Consider the following 19,875-nt stretch of genomic DNA (forward strand, 5'->3'; position numbering starts at 1 on the left):
TTACACCCTCTTCTTTGTTAATTTAAGTAATACTTTGCTCAAGCTTTCTTCCGTAAGATCCTCTGCATCAGCAAAATCTGATACCGTAAAAGCAGACTCTGTTGTTGGTTTATTTATAAGTTGACGAAGATGCCTCAACATACCATCTGCTATCACTTGAATTTTTAATTTAGAAAACTGTTCCCTACTATACAGCCAAATAAAATGTAACTTTTCATCCTTCAACATTCCGATAACATCAATTAGATGAGATGGTTTGGAATCTGGAGCATGATCTAAAAATGTAAATCCTGTCTCTTGCATAAACAAAGAGTCCCTTGAAAACACCTGATCAAATTGGCCCAAATAGTTAAAGCTTATTGAAGGCTTTTGCTGATAAAACGGAAGTAATCCTTTATTCAAGTAACGTAAAATACCATAGTCTACTCCGCGATTTGGGATTCGACGCAATTGTTCTTTGACTGCCTTTAACCCTTCAATAGGTGTCTGAGTTCCTTGAAAATTGAGATGAACGGGATAAATACTCGTGAACCAGCCCACTGTCCTTGATAAATCAATACCTTCAATCATCTCTTCTCTTCCGTGTCCTTCTAGATGAATAGAAACGGTTTGCTGATTTGTACAATCGACGATAGCTTGTCCTAATGCCGTTAATAGTACCTCATCAATCCTTGTCTTATGAGTGACTAGAACTTCGTATAACAATGCTTGTGTTTCTTCTATTCCTAAAGTCCTCGTCACTTGATCAATCGATTCTTCTGTCGTTTCTTGTATTGGATAGTCCATTGGAATTTTCATCGTTTCTTTTTCTACTTGTTCATTCCAATAATCCTTTACTTCTTTTGAAATACCCGAATCACTGTATGTCTGAAGTCGTTCAGACCATTCTTTAAAAGATGTACTTTTCGCAGGTAAGCGAATTTCTTGACCTTGTTTCATCTGGTTATATACCACCTGTAAATCTTCCAATAGAATCCTCCATGACACTCCATCTACTACTAAATGATGTATCACCCAGAATATTCGATCATTTTCAGTCAAGTTATCTTCAAAGTACACTACTTTCATTAACGGACCAGTAATTAAATTGAAACTAGCTTGATGAATATTCATCTCTTCTTGTATTATTTTATTCCACTCTTTTTCATTAACTTGATTCCGTTTTACAACATGGAGTACTGACAGCTCATCAGTCCCTTCATTTCTCTGCCTCCACGTTCCGTTTGGTAACTGTTCGTACCGGAAACGTAAAGCATCATGATGTTTCAGTAAATTTAATATCGCTCCCTCTAGTAATTTCACATCCAATCTTTCTTTTACTCTTAAAAGCATTGATTGATTCCAATGCTCTGTATGTGGATGTTCTTGCTCGAAGAACCAGCACTGAATTGGAGTAAGAGGCACATCACCTATCACAATTCCCTGCTCCGCTTGTACTCCCTGCGTTTCTATAGCCACTTGTGCCAGCTCAGCGATAGTTGGGCATTCAAACATTTGCTTTGGAGTAAGTTTTAACCCCACTTGACTTGCTTGAGATATAATTTGAATACTGAGAATTGAGTCGCCACCAATTTCAAAGAAATTATCATAGATTCCCACCTTTTTAACACCTAATACTCTCTTCCAAATGGTAGTTAGTATCTGTTCGTTACTATTCCGAGGGCCAACACATTCACTATTAATCTGCTTTTCCTCCGGCATAGGTAAGGCCTCACGATCAACTTTACCGTTAGCTGTAAGTGGAATAGCTTCCATCGCCACAAATCCCGAAGGAACCATATAACTTGGTAGTTTCGCTTTAAGATACTCTCTCCACGCATCTACATTTCCATCTCCTACAACATATGCTACTAATCGTTTATCGCCCGGCTGATCTTCTCTTACAATTACAACTGCCTCTTTTACATATGCATATGTATTTAAAGTAGACTCAATTTCCCCAATCTCAATTCGGAAACCACGTATTTTAACCTGATGATCAATTCTTCCACGATAATCTAGATTCCCATCTGGCAAATACCTCGCTAAGTCTCCTGTCCGGTATAATCTTGCTTTCAGATCACTACTAAATGGATGAGATATAAAACGCTCTGCTGTTAATTCAGGTCTATTTAAATACCCACGTGCAAGCCCTGCCCCACCAATATAAAGTTCACCATCAACACCTATAGGAACAGGTTGTTGATAAGCGTCTAGTATATACACTTCTAAATCGGGAATCCGCTTTCCAATATTACTTCTTGAAGCCTGCTGCACATCATCTAAAGTAATTGGATAATATGTAACATGAACTGTAGTTTCTGTAATTCCATACATATTAATTAACTGTGGGTTTTTCTCCCCATACCTTTGAAACCACGGTAACAAGCTAGTAGGTTCTAACGCTTCTCCGCCAAATATGACATAACGCAGCTGCAAATTTTTATTCTTATCTTCTTGTTCACACACTTGTATTAATTGTCGAAATGCGGAAGGTGTCTGATTTAGAACTGTGACTTCTTCCTCCACCAATAATTGATAAAAATCCTTAGGTGATCGACTAATCCAGTACGGAACAACAACTAATTTTCCACCATATAATAACGCTCCCCAAATTTCCCATACTGAGAAATCAAATGCATACGAATGAAAAAGCGTCCAAGTATCTTTTTCATTAAACTGATACCAACAATCCGTCGATTTAAATAACCGAATGACATTGTGATGTTCTATCATAACGCCCTTTGGATTTCCCGTTGATCCCGAAGTATAGATTACATATGCCAGATTTTTGGGACCGACACTAGAAACCGGCAAAGTCTTACTTTCTTTCCCAATCTCATCTTGATCACGATCCAGGCAAATCGACTCAACATTTTCTGGTAACCAGTTCAATTCTTTTAAACTTTCTTGCGTTACGAATAACTGAATGCTAGCATCTTCTAAAATATATTGAAGTCGCTGCTCTGGATATGTTGTATCAAGTGGGACATAAGCCCCACCAGCCTTCAAAATCCCTAAAATACCTACAATCATCTCGTGGGAACGATCAACGCACAGTCCAACTAAAGTATCAGGTCCTACTCCTTTTTTCTGCAGATAATGAGCTAACTGGTTTGCACGTCCATTAAGCTCCTTATAAGTAATTTTTTCTTTTTCATACGTAACTGCAATAGCATTTGGATAAATCATCGCTTGCCGTTCGAACATTTCATGAATAGTTACTTGAGGTGGGACATCCAGTTTAGGATTGTTGAACTCAACTAAACTTTTTCTTTTATCTTCCTCAGAAATGATTTCTATTTCAGCCACCTTCTGCTTTGGGTTTTCAAAAATATTTTCCAGTATCACTAGCATAACGTTAAAGAATCGTTCTATCTCTTCCTTAGAAAATAGCTCCTCACGATAATCAATATGTACATGTAAAGAGTCTATATCAATTAGATTTTCAATATGAACTGCAAAATCTTGTACTTCTTCACGGTTTGGAATCCATAGTGAGTCACCACTTTCATCACGATCCCTATAATCAATCGTAGTTCCGAAAAGTCTCACATTACTGTTATTCTCTTTATTAATCTGCTTTAATAACAAATCAAATGGATATTTCTGGTGTCTTAATGATTTACTTTGTTTTCTGGACACTCTACTAATAAATGAAAGTACTTCTTCTTCTGAATCAATATCCATTCTTAAAGGAACTGTACTCACCATCATTCCAATCAATTTTCGTTCCATTTTAGTCATACGGTTGCCGTAAGCCATTCCTAAACCAATATCAAGCGATGAGGTCCACCGATACATGGACAACGAGAAAGCAGCGACAAAAAGAGTATACAAACTAATTTTGTAATCTTCAGAAAAATTTTCCATCTTTCTCTTCAAATGCTCCGTTAATATAAACGTCTCACGTGATGCTTTTGTACTAACTTGGTACGTATTATAAGGCTTCAATCCAGTCACAGATGGCAGTGTTTTAAATTCCTCTAACCAAAATTTTTGATCTTTTTGAAAGCGACTACTATTCAAGTATGTTTGTTCATTGGTCAGAAATTGAACATATGAATTTTTAATTTCGCCTTCCTCATTCTCGTTATGCATGTCATAATAATATTTTGCAATCTGCTCAGTAAATATTTGAATTGATAAACCATCCATAATAATATGATGAACATTTCCAAAGACTGCACATTCATTATCGTTTAATTTTATTAAAGCAAAATAGTATAAATTCGAATTAAATAATGTAAACGTTTCTTTTGTTTTCTGCTCAATCCATTCCTCAAGCAAATTTGTATTCTCCACATTACTGAAATCAAAAAACTCAAATTCTTGTTCTTCATGTTTAATAAAATATTGTTTCGGTTCCTGATGCCCATTTTCTTTTAACCTAATGCACAGACCGTCATTTTCACTGATAACGCGATTCACAACTTGGTTTAATTTTGAATAATTCATTTTCCGATGAAGTTTAAATAAAAATCTTAAATTACATATTCCTTTATCAGAATGAATAACTTCTGTATACCATATTCTTCGCTGCGGATGGCTTAATGGATAACATTCCTCATTGGTCATAAAAATCTTCCCTTCAAAAATTATTTGCTCTTATAGGTTCGTGTTTATGTTTAGCCCATAAATATTTCTGCAGTGAAACTCCAATTACTCCAATAATAACAAGCCCAATCCCTCCATAAACATAGAGTTGAGTTACTCCAAACAAATGCACTAATGGACCACTCATAGCAGGAGAAATAATTAGAACTGCGTTTGTTAAACTGCTTTGTATACCAAATACTCTTCCTACTTGATCTTGATCGGATTCTATTTGTAAAATGACTTGATTAGATACAAGCATCAGCCCACTTCCGATACCAGCGATAAAACTAATTAAATAAGCTAAAACGAAGACCGTACCGGGCGTTATCAAACCAATCCCCCCAAAACCAATTCCCATTAAAACCATACCTCCACATACTACCCATCCATATTGAAATTGTTTTAATTTCTGAGTTAGTAATGCACCAAGTATTCCGCCAAGACCAATAATAGAAATGATATATCCCATTTTACTTTTATCATGTGGGAATAAGCTCTTAAATAAAGTTGGGAATTGTGAGTCTACTAATTGTAATACTGCCATGGCTATTGTAACGAAAATCATGGTTGATAATATTATCCGATTAGATAACACATAACCCCACCCTTGTACCCAAGCGGTCCAAGTACTTTGTTTTTGCTTTTCAACAAATTCTTTCGATATAGTTTCTTTAAATTTTATTGTGGGTATCAGAACTAAGGTAGCTAATAAACAACTTATAGCTCTTATAATGAGGCAGAACTCTGGTTGAAACCAGCTCAGCAACATGCCCCCTATAAGGGGGCCTACTATCTTTGTACCCTGCTCTACTATTCCGTTGATACTTACTGCTTTAGTAAGCAAGTCCGGGGATACAATCTGTCTTGTTAGTGTTTGCTGTGCAGGATAATAGAAAACAATAAAAATAGAACGAATCATTAATGCCACTAAGAGCCAGTGGATATCTTGTACAAATAAAAGAGCAATTGTTATTAGACCAACCATTAGATTACAGAACATCATAATTGGAATTTTTCTAAAACGATCTGCAATAACACCTGCCCATGAGCCAAAAATAATTCCAGGAAGTGCATATGCAACAGGAATCAATCCAATCATAGTAGGATCTACTTCCCATTCAAACCCAACTATAGTCATAATCGCTAACATATCAATAAAAACACCAAGCATAAGCAATGAATAGGCAGAGAAAACTTGTAAATAAACCCTATTTCCTAATAGGCCTTTTGAATCAGTAGTTTTCATAAAAGCAAGCTCCTTAGGTTACTAATATAAACGCTTTTGCGTATAAGGTACCTCTTTATTAAACCTAATTAATCACTATTGACATCTCACCTAGAATTTAACTTCGTCAAAACTCAAACTGGTCTTATTTTTCATATATTTAAAATAGTCAGACAAACGAAAGCGTACCTATTTCTTCATTTTTATATCAACTGTTACAAAATATATCTTTACCTTACACTAATAACAGCTAAACGTTGCCTTAATATAACCCTTTACAGTCGTTTACACATTCAATTCACATCCTTTTTAAAGTTGGCTTTTTTCTATCTCAAATACTATCACACAAATATTTCACCTACTATATTCATAAAGTTGAAATATTTGAATCAGAAAATTCGGATAAAAAACCAAATCCACAAATCATAACAAACTATTATTTATTTATATTTTCATTTTATTGATAGCTTTAACCATAAGGGTATCAAGAATTAAGTTTTTTAATTTTATTAACATAATAGTTTAAAGAGACCGTAAATCCTACTAAACAAAAAAATATACAATAAAGTATATTTTTTTCTTATCCTACATATTTTCTATGCAAATTAATTCCAATAACTAAAGTTGATAATAAAAATATAATATTACCAATCACTAATGTACTCATAACAAGAATTGAATAATATAGTATTAATACGTCTGCACCTACTACCTATTTTATTTATTGGATATTTATACTTCAAAAAAATTACACATCATTCACAATTAGGATACATACCCAAAATATGTTTTGAACGTTTTATTATATTTTAAGATAATATAAAATCAGTTTTTCTATAAGAGAACTTAATTTTTATGTAGTACGAAACTGTTAGTAATACAGTATATACTAATTTAGTTATAAAAACATTTAAAGACCACCTATTTCCATAAGTGATCTTTCTTTGTGATTCTGTATTTGTGCACTACTGTAGAAATATATCGTAGAAACGCTTTGTTTGCTAAATGTTTAGTTCTTTCCATTTACTAAAAAACATAGCTTCATACACTTAATATCATATTCGTTACATTGCAAACTATTATTTTGTCTTCTGTACAGGCAAACTACTAAAAATTAATTCAGCAACTTTTACATATCCTTTTGAGTTTGGATGAATTAAATCCTTAGACCAAAGCGTATTGTCATTAACTAAATGATGATTCCAAAAATCAACATGATGAAGCTTATACTCTCTGCTCAGTGAATGTATAACTTCATTTGCCTCTAATAATTGTTCTTTTATTACTTGTTTTTTTTCAGAAGCAAAAGGAAGCCTAACTGTAAAATCTGGAAGGTTTGCTATAATAATATCAGCCCCTGCTTTACTTAATGTATCTATCATAAATTCCATATCGTTCTTATATGCATCATGATTCCAACGTCCTTTTAAAACATCGTTTGCCCCTGCAATGAGACTAACCAAATCTGGATTAAAAGTTAGCGCCTTTTCCAATTGCTGCGATTGAATTTCTTTAGTTACTAACCCATGCTTTGCAAAATTGGCATATTCTATATCATTTTCACACAGTTGAACAAAATAATCTACCCAGCTTTTTAATGCAATTCCCTCAACTTCATCCCCTATCCCCTCTGTAAAACTATCGCCAATTGCTACAAATCGCTTCCACATATGTATTCCCCCTTTATTATTAACCATATCTATACTATACAATAGCTCACACCGTAATTGTTATTTCTAAGTGGTTTTCGATTTCAATTATATTCCACTTTACTATATTTACATTTAGAATCTAAAATTGACCGATTCCTAAGTATACTTAGGAATCGGTCATATTCATATATTTACTAAAGAAATAAAATCTATCTAGGAATTATACTTTTTTCAAAAAATTTATTGTTCTTTGTTTTGCCCAGTTGATACATTTCTTTTCGATTAAATGATATGAAACTATAGAAAAAAGTAGTGTCATTGCAATGCACAAAGTAAGAAGGAAAAAGATAGGTATCTTTGTATACAATAGTTTAAATAGTACCATCATGATTGGAAAATGACACAAATAGATACTGTATGAAATTTCTCCTAAATATACAAATACACTCTTATTTAGAAATGCTTTTACTTTTAGGTTACTTATAGCCATTATAATAAATATACTAACCCCCATTACGACACCCCAATCTTTTAATAAGAAAGTTGTATCATTACGGGAAAAACCATAAATTAAAATGGAATATAAATATAGGATAACCCCTAATGCAATAAGAAATCCTTTTTTAAATTTTTTCATATTCCTATATGAGTAGATAAGTTTTTCCTGATACTTAAAAAGTAACATTCCAACCATAAACATAGATGTAAAATGCAGTATATCAGCATAACCATTATAAAATCCTTCAGCTTTCCCAATATGCAACATATTAAGAACAACACTAATTAATGAAAAGCTCAAAGCAAATAGTATCGTTTTCTTCCAATTCAGTTTATAAAAAAGAAGGAATAACAAAGGAAACACAATAGATATACGCATTTCTTGAGCCAATGACCAAATAACTGGATTATAATTTTCCGTAAAAAAGTTATTAAGAAGCACAAAGTGGTTTAGAATATCTAATTTTGTTATAGACCCTTGCCACCTATCATAGAACCAATCCCGTAATCCTACCACTTCATACGACGAAAATAAAATAAATAAAACAAAGGTAACGATTATCCAAAAATAATAAGGAATATAGATTCTTACAAATCTCTTAATTAAATATCCCCAATAATTTGTTTTTGAATGATAAAGTACCATAGATAACACAAAACCACTTAGTACATAAAAAACGATAACAGCTTCCCCACCCGCCCATAAAAACCTAAGCGGGGAAAATTTAATAGAATTAGGCAACGATGGTAGCATTAAACAAAAATGTCCAAATACCACAGTAAGTGCCGCTAACCCTCGTATCGAATCTAATTCTTTTATTCTCTTACTCATAAAATGTTCTCCTTGTAAAATATAAATCTTGCTGTTCATAAAGGCCACTATAAGAATGTAGTGTAGAATTGTACATATTGTTTCTTTAAATTTCTAATATAAGCAGTACAAAGTTAATTTTACCTCCATTTCTTTATATACATAATTTAAAACAAAACATTTAATACAAAGAAAAGATTTTATTAAATTTTTATAAAGTGAAACATTTAGTTGTATCCTATAAAATTAGCTTTTTATTATATCAATCGCACTATCCCACATACCACTAAAAAAAGATCCTGTTTTACGCATAAAACGTGTAAACCACTTTGCTTGTTCCACATCAGATTTTGTTACAAGGTCTATTTGTAATGATTTACCTGATAAGAACCCAGGATCTGTATTATCTTTAGGCGAGATAATCATTTTACTAATTGTTACACCTTTTTTAATAGGCGCTTCTTGTTCTTTATTCAATACTTTAAATTCTTTTTTATAAATGTCTTTATTGCCCTTCGACATTGGAAGTGAAACAGCTTGCTTCGTTTGAACTACTACATCTTTGTCTTTTGCATTTGCCACTCGAACTGTTTCATATCCTTTTATTACTGAATCTTTTCCATAGAAATTCTTCACTTCAAAATTCGCAAATCCATAATCGTATAATTTCTTTGTTTCATCAAAACGTGCCGTATGAGATTTTGCTTTTATCACTACAGAAATTAGGCGCATACCATTTCTTTCTACTGTACCAGTGAAACAATCTCCTGCTTCTGGAGTCGTTCCTGTTTTCAAACCATCTACACCTTCATATTGCTTAATTAAACCTTTTAACATCCAGTTAAAGTTCGCCATATCAATTGGATATTTACCACCCTCTTGGAATGTTTTTTTAGGAATTTTTGCTGTATTTAATATTTTTGGGAAATCTTGAATAAGACGTTGCGCTAAAATTGCACAATCCCTTGCAGACATTTTATTTTTCTCGTCTAGAGTTGTCCCTTCTGGGTGATATCCTTTTAAATCTTGATTTGTTAAGCCTGTAGAGTTTACAAATTTATAATCTTTCATTCCAAACTCTTTCGACTTATCGTTCATCATTTTTACAAAATTGACTTCTTTACCAGCAATCTGTTCAACTAAAGCAATTGTTGCACCATTTGCAGAGTAAATTGCCATTGCCTCATATAACTCTTTTACCGTATAAGAGCCACCATTTTCTAATGGAACGTTTGATAATGAACGATCTTGCGAAATCTTATGTGCATATTCAGAGATTTTAACTTTTTGATCCCATTTAAGTTTTCCTTTATCCACCGCTTCATGAACTAAGTATTCGCTCATCATTTTTGTCATACTAGCAATTGCCAATGATTCATCTGCATTTTTTTCATATAAAATTTTTCCGGAATTTGCTTCTATTAAAATTGCTGATCCCGCTTCAACGTCTATAGCAGAAACTGTTTCCGCTGCTGCTCTTCCAAATGTAACGAACATGCTAAAAAATAGTGTAAGCACTGTTACTATTGCAATAAATCTCTTGCAAAACATACCTTTCACTTCTGTTACCTCCAATACCTTTGTACTCAAAAAAAAGCGTTATTCTAACATAATCTCAAAAAAATAGACAGTGTTCTCAAATTATATATACATATTAGACGTTAGGATCGCTTTCATATAGACCATCTCATCCGACACTTTTAGGTGCCCTGATACTTTGTACTCCCACACATATCCCTATTTTTAATCCCCTTATATTTTTCAAAATGATTCGCACTTTCATATTTTTTAGGATTACAATTAATAGACAATCTAGATGCTACATTTGTTCCATATTTACAAAAAATAAAGTGAAACTTTAATCAGTGGGAGTCTTACTGCCCGTTAATGCTTTATTAGCTATCAAGGATTTTAATTATTCAATTCAGCTATTTGCTAGACCTATATTAGAGATGAATTTTATTTAGTCTAAACTATTAGTTTTTTGTAATAAAAAAACTACACCCTATACTGGATGTAGTTTTTCTAACTGATTTATTTATTTTTCACTTCATTTTTATAAAAAGCAAATAATGGTTCGATGGATGGACTAGATAACAGCGGAATTGCCTTCTCAATCAATTTCCTATCCCAATCAAACCAACGCATTTCCATTAACATATTTATCTCTATATCAGTGAATCGTTTCTTTATTTCCTTAGCAGGATTTCCACCAACTATTGTATACGGCGGAACATCTTTACTTACGACAGATCCTGCAGCAACAATTGCCCCTTCACCAATAGTAACGCCAGGCATTATTATAGCATTCATTCCAATCCAAGCATCACTTTTTATGACTGTATCACCCTTAGGTTCATATGATTGTTCAATTTGCTCAGCGAATGGATATACTGTAATCCATTCTGAGTGATGATTATGGTTACCACCCATTAAAATGACTACTCCACTTGCAATGCAAACATAATTCCCAATAATGAGTTTATCAAGATGCCATCCCATCTGTTCAATTGGATTGAAAAGTGCATGAGACTTAGCATCCCCCCACAAATACCTTACACAGCCATCTTCAAAATTTTGATGACTATAATAGCCTGAATAATAGGAGTACTCTCCCACTTCAATGAGTGGATTTGTTACTATATCTTTTATATACTTTGTTTCTGACCAATGATTAAATAATGGATACTTCATAACTTTATTCCTCGCTTCTAAGTATTATATATTTTGCTATTTACTTAGAAGCTTACTACGACAGCTACATTTTTTAGCTTTCTCAAACGACGAATCATTATCTTCAAGCCTTTCTTTTATACTAAAAAAAGCATAACGCAATACATTACACTAGTCAAATTGTGTAATTTTGAACACATCTTAAACAGCGTAATACTGCAATAAGAACATGAAAACACTCTAACTTTGATCCAAATAATATATTGATTACATTCAGTTTATATTTTGTAAAAAAATTTTAATTGCCATGACAAAGCAAACAATAACCACTATTGGTCGTATTAATGACGTCCCTTTTGTAAGCACCATCTTCGCTCCAATATACGATCCTATAATTTGACCAAGCATCATAATCAACCCAATTGTCCAATCGATTTGGCCAAAAATAATAAAATATAACAAAGCAGCGAAATTACTTGTAAAATTCAAGATTTTAGCATTTGCAGTTGCTCTCGTAGCACTATATCCACATAAAAGAATGAATGCTAAAGCAATTAAACTACCTGTTCCTGGGCCGAAGAAACCATCATAAAATCCAAGGAATGGAGCCACTGTTAACGCAAACAACAACATACTTATTTTTCTCGGTCGATCTTCGTTTGCTATATTTGGAGATAATAGAAAATAAAGACCAATAATAATAAGTAAAAAAGGTAATATCATGATTAAATATTCTGCTCGTATCTGTAAAACAAGCCATCCACCCAAAACTGATCCCAAAAAGGTCATTAAGATGGACAAACGCATTTCTTTAAGATTAATTTCTTTCTTCTTAATAAAAAACACTGTTGCCATGAGAGTTCCGCTACTCCCTTGTAGTTTATTAGTCGCTATCGCTACAGAAGGAGACATACCTACTAATAACATTATCGGGATAGTTATCATACCACCGCCCCCAGCAATCGTATCTATCCATCCTGCTAATACAGCTACTAAAAATAGTAGTATAAGTAATTCAATAGTAAAATCCATACAAAGAATATGGGGAGGCTTGAGCTATTATAACCCAAACCTCCCCATCGTCCCTCCTCTCTTTAAACTAGTTAATTAAATCTGTAAAGTAACTTTCTTTTTGATCACGTAATCGACTGGAAACGTATTGTCTGCAAACAATTCTTCTTCCATATTTATTGTTTCCAATCGGGATTTTATATTCTTCCTCAGATAACCTTTCCCTACCATGAGTTACATTTGTTTGTTTACCATAGTATGAATTTGGTATAAGTAATAAATCTTCAGATGTAAGTGGAACCTTATAAGTAGGCGTTGTTCGTAAGAGTTCTAAAAACATGTCAAATTTCAATTTTTCTTCTTCACTTTCTCCCACATAAATTAATCTATTTTCCGCTCCATTCAAACAAGTTGCAATAATATCACCATTATCATCTAAAAATATAATTTGGTTTATTTCTCCTACAAATCCCGATATTTCACCATCAGCCATTCCTGCGATATGAGCAATAGGCATTTTACTTACCGCCAATATGTCATCTTTACTGAAGTTATTTTCTTCAAGATGCTTTTGCAGTAATTTTGGCGTTCCAATATGAGTTTGAGTTTTTAAATTTAACACTCCTTTTAATAAAAGAGCATCAACTCTAGTAAATTTTCCACAAGTAATTTCAGACACTATTCGTTCCACGGATTTATTAAGTCTATTTGATACAATTTCTAAATTCGTATTGAATGTTTTCAATCTTGCTTCAATATCTGATTGGTCTTTCATATCTGTATACACTGTGGCATCGTTATGTTGATAAAAGTTCCCGCCACCGGTGCTTGCACCGACATTCCGCAAAACTTCATCGTTGTTTAAAGGTGAAATAAGATGAAATCTATTTTTCCCTGCATGTTCGGATGGGTGAATTAAAGCATCATAATTAAAAAGTGTGGCAAAAAGCCATGTGACCCATTCTGCATAAAAATATTTTTTCATTCTATCGTGTTCGTCTTCGCCATAATTAAAACCTCTGCGATTTTCCCCAGGTAATAGTGTTTCCATAGGATCACATGGAGTATTTTTAATAAGAGTAGGTGGTACGTTTCCGCCACAATTCGCTATTTTTATTATATGTAGTAGGTTTTTCATATCTGAATTCGGATTTTTCTTTGAATAGTCAATCAAACAATTAAGCCACTCTTTTGAAAAATATGCTGCTATTTCTTGATCACAAGTATAAGGATTATGAGTTTTCAATTCATTTTCTATCAGATTCTTCATTTTATCCTTCAATACATTAGGAATGCTAATTTCTTCAATTTCTGTAATCTGCAGTATTCCTTTATTCATTATAAAACCTCCGTTGTTTTATTTTTTATACCCTATCTTCTATTAAACAAACTATCCATTTCTTTTTTGCTCCTTCGCTTTTCGTCAGAGCTATTAGAACTACCGATTTACAAATAAAAAACGTGGATTATAAGAGATTTCTTCTTAGGTACATTTCCCCGACGAACCTCTATTGAATTGGTAAATTTAATTTAAAAATCTCTTTCATTTTCTAAAGTTTTCCTAATTTTAAAATCAGAATTTTCAATACAAATATGTTAACATTAAAAATATAACACGAAACCAAAAAATGTAAATGAATAGTTTTTTTATAAAAAATAGTCAGACTATTTATGAAGTAATTCGTATTCCATTGAACAAACTACGGCCCCTCAATTTTATTGATAACAATAAAAAAACCCCTAAATTGATAGAGGAATTTTTTTCAAGTATATTCTATTTTAAAGTTCTTACTTACCTTTTACCCCGCTATTTGCCGGGCAGTAAGACCCCTACCTTAAAATACAGCGGAAGCAAAGAAGTTAGGTGGGGGTTCGGGCTGCCCATAAAAGCAAGATTGGTGAGGGCTGATAATCAGTGGGGATGAACAAAACTCCCCCTGATTAAAGTTTCACTTTATTTTAAAAGATATTGCTGTAACTTCTTTATTAACAGTTCCATCCCGTTTGGACTTACAATAATCTTCCCATTCGCTAACGAAATATTGCTGTCTGAAATATCCCCTGTAAGTGCACAAGCTCTTGGAGATTGATATTTTCGTAAAATAATCTGGTCCTCTTCTATAAACATTTCAAGAGAATCTTTTTCTACAATTCCTAAACTCCGTCTTATTTCCATTGGAATAACAATACGCCCCATGCTATCTGCTTTACGAGTAATTCCTCTTGATTTCATAAAATGCCACCCTTTATATTTATCTAATATTACGGTATTTATTTTAGCAATAAACAACAATTAGGAATAGTTCGTATTACAGTACTTTTTTTAGAAAAAAATAACAATTAGGAATAGTTTATGTTAGAATTCTTTCTTGTTTATTCTTGATTTTTAATATATTTTTCCTTGATCATTTTTATATATTGTTTTCTTTCAGTTAGTTCAAATATAAATAATGCTTTTTTTATGTCTGTTAAACCAACTTCATTAGAGTGCTGAACTTTCAATAAAATTGCACCTTTTTCAAAAAATAATTCACCTAATAAGTATAAAGTATTCATATTTATCGCTAATTTTATACCTATTTCACTATACTTTATTGCTTCTTCAAATTGATTTGCAAGGTGTAAACATTTTGTTAACGTATGAATGAGTCTTAATTTGATTTCTTTTTCTCTAGGAAATTCTATCTTATTAAAATTAATTAAACTTTGTTTTAATATATTTATACTTTTCTCATACTCTTCATTTTCTGCATGTATTATAGCAATTGAATTCATTATGCTTATTTCTTTTTCTGATAAAAAGTTACTACTACTTAAGGTTTGTTTTAGTGCTCTATTTAAAATGTCAAAGGCATTACTTGTTGCTCCATTTACATAATATATAGCAATCGCTTCATGCCATAATAGAAATTGTTTATCTTCTTTTGATTGAAAATTATTCTCATCTTTCTCTTTTTTTACTATTTCGTAAAGCTCATTATATTGTTTTTGTTTCACACAATCTCTCATTACACATTTTACATTTTCAATATATTTTATTTTTTTATTTTTGGTTAGTGCGAATATATAATTTGGATCAATACCAAGTCTTTCAGATAATTGATACAACAATATGCTAGATGGATAAATAATACCTTTTTCTATCTTACTAATTTGACTTTGTGAACATATTCCATGACATAATTCAGATTGTGACATGTTTTTTTTCTTTCTAAGTTCTTTAATAATAATACCAAGATTGTAGAATTCCATCTTTCCTCCCTCAAATGTAACACTTTATGAGTATAAGAATATTTCCCAACTTTTAATGTAATGTAAAATTAATATAGTTACAATTACTAATTATATGGATTTATAGTTTCTTTTACAAACTTGTATTACAATACGAGAAATTATTAAAATATGGTTCACTAATAATTAATGGGAGTTTTATCCCCCCACTGATTATTAGTCCACTCCAGGCAGGCTTTTACAGGGAGTTCGACTTCTTTGCCACATCTAAATTTTGAGGTGGGAGTCTTACTATCCGCAAATAGCCTGATTAAAATAAATATGATTTTTCACCTTTATTTCTTTTAATAGTTTCTTTTGATTTTTATATAAATAATTTCGAAGGAGCGTATTTTATGAAAAGAATGTTGACCGAAAGAGAGTTAGAAGTAGCTATTTATGTAGCAAAAGGATATACAGATGCAGAAATTTCCAAAAAAATATATGTTACCCCTCGAAGAATTTCAACGATAATTAATCATATTAAAGAAAAATGGCATATTAATTCTAGAGTGGAATTAGGTATTTTAGTTTATCATTATGGTTTTATAGATGCACCCTTATTTTCAAATAAAAAAATTCAGCTATGTAAAAAGGTTGTACAATAGATAGCGGAATATAACGAGTTTAAATTGCAAATAAAAATAGAAGAGCAGACAAATTTTTATTATTTGGTTTACTCCATCACTTTTTAAATTTCATACATTAATATAAAAAGGTTAGAGAATTAACTTCTCTAACCTTTTTATATACACTATTAGGTTTCAAACAGTAAAGATGCCCTAATGCTACCATTGATCCTGTTCCCTATTCAACCCTGTATAAACACAAAAAAGAATCAGACATTACCACTATTCAAAACCAGTTACAATTCTCTCTTTCATTTTCTGTAATACTTCACTGCTCAATACTTTTTGACCAGTAGGAAGTTTTAATATGGCAGCGGCACCTTTACTAAGGTATATTTCTTGATCATTATTTTGATTTACTACCAATATTCCTTGCCCTTCAAATTCGAAATAACTAATATCTTTTGTTTCATTTGTATTATTCTTTATTGCTGTATATAATCCATATAAATCTTTACTTCTATTTTCTCCGCCCGTTCGAATCGGTTCAATATCATTCGCAACAATTAGTCCTTCTGGCTGCTCACCCTTCATAATAAACCACAGCTTTTCATTTGTTGGTAATAGTAAATTCTTAAATTCAGAGCTATTTAAAATTTGCTGTGCTGGAATTGTTGCATAGATTGGTAACGAAAATGGAGATGTTGTTATTTTTTCAAAACTTAAATTTTCAGAAGAACTTCCCTTACTATATTGATAATCTTTTAATGCGATCGATTGTACTGATTCACTTTTATTTTTTGATGCATAACTAATTTTACTAGCGAAAATAATAACGGTCATTAAGCACATGCACGGTATCACAAGCTTAAGTAGTTTTCCCATTTATGAACCCCCGCTTTTAATATTATTAGTTTGCATGGATATTATAAACAGTTTCACTCCACCAAAAATTATTATTGTTATGGAACGTACTGAAATTATGATTATAATGATCACCATACCAAGGGTCCATGTACGTTATATAATCTGTTCCATTTGTCCCTTTATAAAATCCATCAAGTACTAGAAAGTGTCCGATGTTAGCTCCATTTTGCCACATAATGAGTGCAATCATCGGCTGATTACTATTAATTTGTCTTTTGAACCAATCATATGATTTTGCTCCAGAACTTATAGCTGAGCTAACACCATATCCTGATAATCCATATTGTATTTCACGTGAAGTTGCAGGATTATTATATGATCCACCCTTAACATACCTAACGTACTGATCTTGTGAAGGAGTTTTCCCAAAATAATTTAAAACTGAAACCGAAGTGCCTGCCCAACACCAATTTGATCTTTCTTGTAATATGTTAGGTACAGATAATTTACGATCTATTGATGTATTTGGAGGATTTCCATTAATATACGCTGACGTTACATATACTTTTTTTCCATCTTTAAAATAATAAAACCAACGATTATCTAAATTTCCTGTCCAGTAATCTTTAACCGCTTCACCATACTCCCATCCTTTAAAAGATACTGTTGTATTTCCGGGAATCACATCTACAATATTTGCATTCAAACTTTTTGCCTCTCTAACATTTACATTCAATGGAGCTGTTGTTCCTGTAAATTCAACTTCCTCTGCTATTATTTTCTGAACACCAATAAAACTAAATGTGAAGAACAATAAAAACATACAAACAATAAAATGCTTTCTTCCCTTCATTTCTCCACCCCTTCATCAGTACTAAAAAACATCAACAATTCATCCTTATTAATTGTTCAAGCTTAATATTACATACTAACGAAAAATGACTTCTCATAAAGTGAAACTTTGATCAGTAGTGGTTTTATTCATCCCCCACTGATTGTTAGTTAAACCAATCGGGCTGCTCTGCAAATAGCGGGATAAATTCCAATACAAAAAAGGAGCCTATAAATTTTTATAGGCTCCTTTTTATTTCGTCGTTATTACTTAGCTAATTCTTTTGTACCCTTCATTACATCAATGAAGAATCCCCAGTTATTCACTACAGAAGAGATACTGATATGTTCATCTGGAGTGTGGACGTTAAAAATGTCTGGTCCGAATGAAATTGCATCTAATTCAGGCATTTTTTGAACGAATGCGCTACACTCAATCCCCGCATGCACAGCGAAGATTTCAATTTCTTTATTGTATTTTTCTTGATGCACTTTTTCAAATAAATTACGAATTTGTGAGTTTGGATTGTATGGCCATTCTGGATACTCTGACTCTATTTCAAATGTAGCACCAACTAATTCAGCAATATATTTGATTTCTTCTGCAACATGTTGTTTTAAACTACTTACAGAACTTCGCACTTCGTTACGTAATTTAATTTCATCTTGCAACGTTTCAATAACGCCTAAATTTGTTGAGCTTTCTACAAGACCTTTAATATCCATGCTCATACTTTGAATGCCATTTGGAATTAAGAATAATGATGAAATAAGCTGCTTTTGTGTCTCTTTAGCAAATACTTTTTCAACTTTTTCATCCAATTTTGTCAGTGTAACATGAACATCTGGATCAACAGCACGCATTTCTTCTTGTAATACACGTGTCCATGATTCTAGTTTTTCTTCTACTTGTCCTACATCTTCTGTACGAATTAAAAGTGTAGCTACACTTTCACGCGGAATTGCATTCGTTTTTAATCCGCCGTGAACTTCACTTATGTTAAACTCCGTATGTGCCGATAAATCACGTAATACTCGTCCTAATACTTTGTTCGCATTACCGCGTTGTTTATCAATTTCCATACCAGAATGTCCGCCTTTTAGACCACCAACATATAGACGGTATGCATCCATATTCGCTGGCGTTTCATCCCAAATTACGGGAATTGTTTCAACAGCTTTCGCACCACCTGCACTACTTACAAGTAATTTATGATCTTCTTCAGAATCAATATTTATAAATATCTTTCCTTCAAAATGATTTGGATCAATAGCAAAAGCCCCGCCCATTGTCGTTTCTTCTTCAGTAGTGATAACGACTTCAAGTGCTGGATGCGTAATTTCTTTTGAATCTAATAAAGCTAATGCATACGCAACTGCAATACCATTATCAGCACCTAAAGTTGTTTGATTTGCATATAACATATCCCCAATGATTCTTAATTCAATTGGATCTTTTTCAAAATCATGTACTGTTGCTTGATTTTTTTCGCAAACCATATCCATATGACCTTGAATAATAATAGCTGGTACATTTTCATAACCAGCTGTTGCTTCTTTTTTAATAATGACATTTAATGCTTCATCTTGAATGAATTCTAAGTTACGCTCTTTTGCAAAGCCCACTAAATAATCACTAATTTCCTTTTCATTACCTGATCCTCTAGGAATCTTTGAAATTTCTGCAAAATGATAAAATACAGGGTGCTTTGTTAATTGTTCTAAAGTAGAATACATTTTTCAAGCTCCTTTCAAAATGAAAAAATAGTATGTAAGTCTTTTATCATTATACCATGATTCATTATTTTACCTTTCTTTTAACTTTTATTGTTCATTTTATGTAAAACACTCTTACAACATTGTAAGGGCATTGTAATCTATATCGATTTT

Annotated in this window: 14 protein-coding genes; 1 reads left to right on the forward strand and 13 read right to left on the reverse strand. The window is 32.3% G+C overall.

Annotated elements, in window-relative coordinates; genetic code table 11:
- The 10 genes from MR107_RS08680 to MR107_RS08725 all read right to left on the reverse strand — a co-directional run bounded on the left by MR107_RS08680 (window position 1) and on the right by MR107_RS08725 (window position 15,700).
- Entirely contained in the window at window positions 1-4,557 is a 4,557-nt protein-coding gene (locus tag MR107_RS08680; protein ID WP_242292245.1) for a non-ribosomal peptide synthetase, read from the reverse strand.
- Window positions 4,558-4,570: 13 nt separating this feature from the next.
- Window positions 4,571-5,824 (reverse strand): MFS transporter, encoded by a 1,254-nt coding sequence (locus MR107_RS08685; protein WP_000858613.1) that lies wholly within the window; start codon window positions 5,822-5,824, stop codon window positions 4,571-4,573.
- A 1,058-nt stretch (window positions 5,825-6,882) separates the two neighbouring features.
- Window positions 6,883-7,473: an SGNH/GDSL hydrolase family protein gene (locus tag MR107_RS08690; protein ID WP_242292246.1), complete on the reverse strand. Its 591-nt coding sequence runs from the start codon at window positions 7,471-7,473 to the stop codon at window positions 6,883-6,885.
- A 202-nt stretch (window positions 7,474-7,675) separates the two neighbouring features.
- Window positions 7,676-8,824, reverse strand: a complete 1,149-nt coding sequence (locus MR107_RS08695) for an acyltransferase family protein (RefSeq protein WP_242292247.1) — start codon at window positions 8,822-8,824, stop codon at window positions 7,676-7,678.
- Between the two features lie 186 nt (window positions 8,825-9,010).
- On the reverse strand, window positions 9,011-10,324 hold the full coding sequence (locus MR107_RS08700; protein ID WP_000677649.1) for a D-alanyl-D-alanine carboxypeptidase family protein: 1,314 nt from the start codon (window positions 10,322-10,324) through the stop codon (window positions 9,011-9,013).
- Between the two features lie 474 nt (window positions 10,325-10,798).
- On the reverse strand, window positions 10,799-11,458 hold the full coding sequence (locus MR107_RS08705; protein ID WP_242292248.1) for a CatB-related O-acetyltransferase: 660 nt from the start codon (window positions 11,456-11,458) through the stop codon (window positions 10,799-10,801).
- 252 nt (window positions 11,459-11,710) lie between these two features.
- Entirely contained in the window at window positions 11,711-12,469 is a 759-nt protein-coding gene (locus MR107_RS08710; protein WP_000347994.1) for a TSUP family transporter, read from the reverse strand.
- 67 nt (window positions 12,470-12,536) lie between these two features.
- Entirely contained in the window at window positions 12,537-13,787 is a 1,251-nt protein-coding gene (locus tag MR107_RS08715) for a hypothetical protein (protein WP_242292249.1), read from the reverse strand.
- Between the two features lie 615 nt (window positions 13,788-14,402).
- Window positions 14,403-14,681: an AbrB/MazE/SpoVT family DNA-binding domain-containing protein gene (locus MR107_RS08720; RefSeq protein WP_000842216.1), complete on the reverse strand. Its 279-nt coding sequence runs from the start codon at window positions 14,679-14,681 to the stop codon at window positions 14,403-14,405.
- A gap of 140 nt (window positions 14,682-14,821) precedes the next feature.
- Window positions 14,822-15,700, reverse strand: coding sequence for a helix-turn-helix domain-containing protein (locus MR107_RS08725; RefSeq protein ID WP_242292250.1), 879 nt, complete (start codon window positions 15,698-15,700; stop codon window positions 14,822-14,824).
- 374 nt (window positions 15,701-16,074) lie between these two features.
- On the opposite strand from MR107_RS08725, the gene MR107_RS08730 reads away from it, so the two are divergent.
- Complete coding sequence (locus tag MR107_RS08730) at window positions 16,075-16,326, forward strand: response regulator transcription factor (protein ID WP_000827560.1); 252 nt, start codon at window positions 16,075-16,077, stop codon at window positions 16,324-16,326.
- Window positions 16,327-16,569: 243 nt separating this feature from the next.
- On the opposite strand, the gene MR107_RS08735 is transcribed toward MR107_RS08730, so the two are convergent.
- The 3 genes from MR107_RS08735 to pepD form a co-directional block, all read right to left on the reverse strand.
- Window positions 16,570-17,172 carry a hypothetical protein gene (locus MR107_RS08735; RefSeq protein WP_000517271.1) on the reverse strand — a complete coding sequence of 201 codons (603 nt, stop codon included), beginning with the start codon at window positions 17,170-17,172 and terminating at the stop codon, window positions 16,570-16,572.
- 25 nt (window positions 17,173-17,197) lie between these two features.
- Complete coding sequence (locus tag MR107_RS08740) at window positions 17,198-18,007, reverse strand: papain-like cysteine protease family protein (protein WP_000678369.1); 810 nt, start codon at window positions 18,005-18,007, stop codon at window positions 17,198-17,200.
- Window positions 18,008-18,252: 245 nt separating this feature from the next.
- On the reverse strand, window positions 18,253-19,722 hold the full coding sequence (pepD, locus tag MR107_RS08745; RefSeq protein ID WP_242292251.1) for a beta-Ala-His dipeptidase: 1,470 nt from the start codon (window positions 19,720-19,722) through the stop codon (window positions 18,253-18,255).
- Window positions 19,723-19,875 lie beyond the last annotated feature (153 nt).

Source organism: Bacillus cereus group sp. BfR-BA-01441, assembly GCF_022663075.1.
GTDB lineage: Bacteria > Bacillota > Bacilli > Bacillales > Bacillaceae_G > Bacillus_A > Bacillus_A cereus.

Excerpts from the sequence above, each read along its gene's own strand:
- MR107_RS08705 (WP_242292248.1), bottom strand. The coding sequence starts at position 11,458 with ATGAAGTATCCATTATTTAATCATTGGTCAGAAACAAAGTATATAAAA.
- MR107_RS08720 (WP_000842216.1), bottom strand. The coding sequence starts at position 14,681 with ATGAAATCAAGAGGAATTACTCGTAAAGCAGATAGCATGGGGCGTATT.
- MR107_RS08680 (WP_242292245.1), bottom strand. The coding sequence starts at position 4,557 with ATGACCAATGAGGAATGTTATCCATTAAGCCATCCGCAGCGAAGAATA.
- MR107_RS08695 (WP_242292247.1), bottom strand. The coding sequence starts at position 8,824 with ATGAACAGCAAGATTTATATTTTACAAGGAGAACATTTTATGAGTAAG.
- MR107_RS08715 (WP_242292249.1), bottom strand. The coding sequence starts at position 13,787 with ATGAATAAAGGAATACTGCAGATTACAGAAATTGAAGAAATTAGCATT.
- MR107_RS08735 (WP_000517271.1), bottom strand. The coding sequence starts at position 17,172 with ATGGGAAAACTACTTAAGCTTGTGATACCGTGCATGTGCTTAATGACC.
- MR107_RS08685 (WP_000858613.1), bottom strand. The coding sequence starts at position 5,824 with ATGAAAACTACTGATTCAAAAGGCCTATTAGGAAATAGGGTTTATTTA.
- MR107_RS08710 (WP_000347994.1), bottom strand. The coding sequence starts at position 12,469 with ATGGATTTTACTATTGAATTACTTATACTACTATTTTTAGTAGCTGTA.
- pepD (WP_242292251.1), bottom strand. The coding sequence starts at position 19,722 with ATGTATTCTACTTTAGAACAATTAACAAAGCACCCTGTATTTTATCAT.
- MR107_RS08730 (WP_000827560.1), top strand. The coding sequence starts at position 16,075 with ATGAAAAGAATGTTGACCGAAAGAGAGTTAGAAGTAGCTATTTATGTA.
- MR107_RS08740 (WP_000678369.1), bottom strand. The coding sequence starts at position 18,007 with ATGAAGGGAAGAAAGCATTTTATTGTTTGTATGTTTTTATTGTTCTTC.
- MR107_RS08725 (WP_242292250.1), bottom strand. The coding sequence starts at position 15,700 with ATGGAATTCTACAATCTTGGTATTATTATTAAAGAACTTAGAAAGAAA.
- MR107_RS08690 (WP_242292246.1), bottom strand. The coding sequence starts at position 7,473 with ATGTGGAAGCGATTTGTAGCAATTGGCGATAGTTTTACAGAGGGGATA.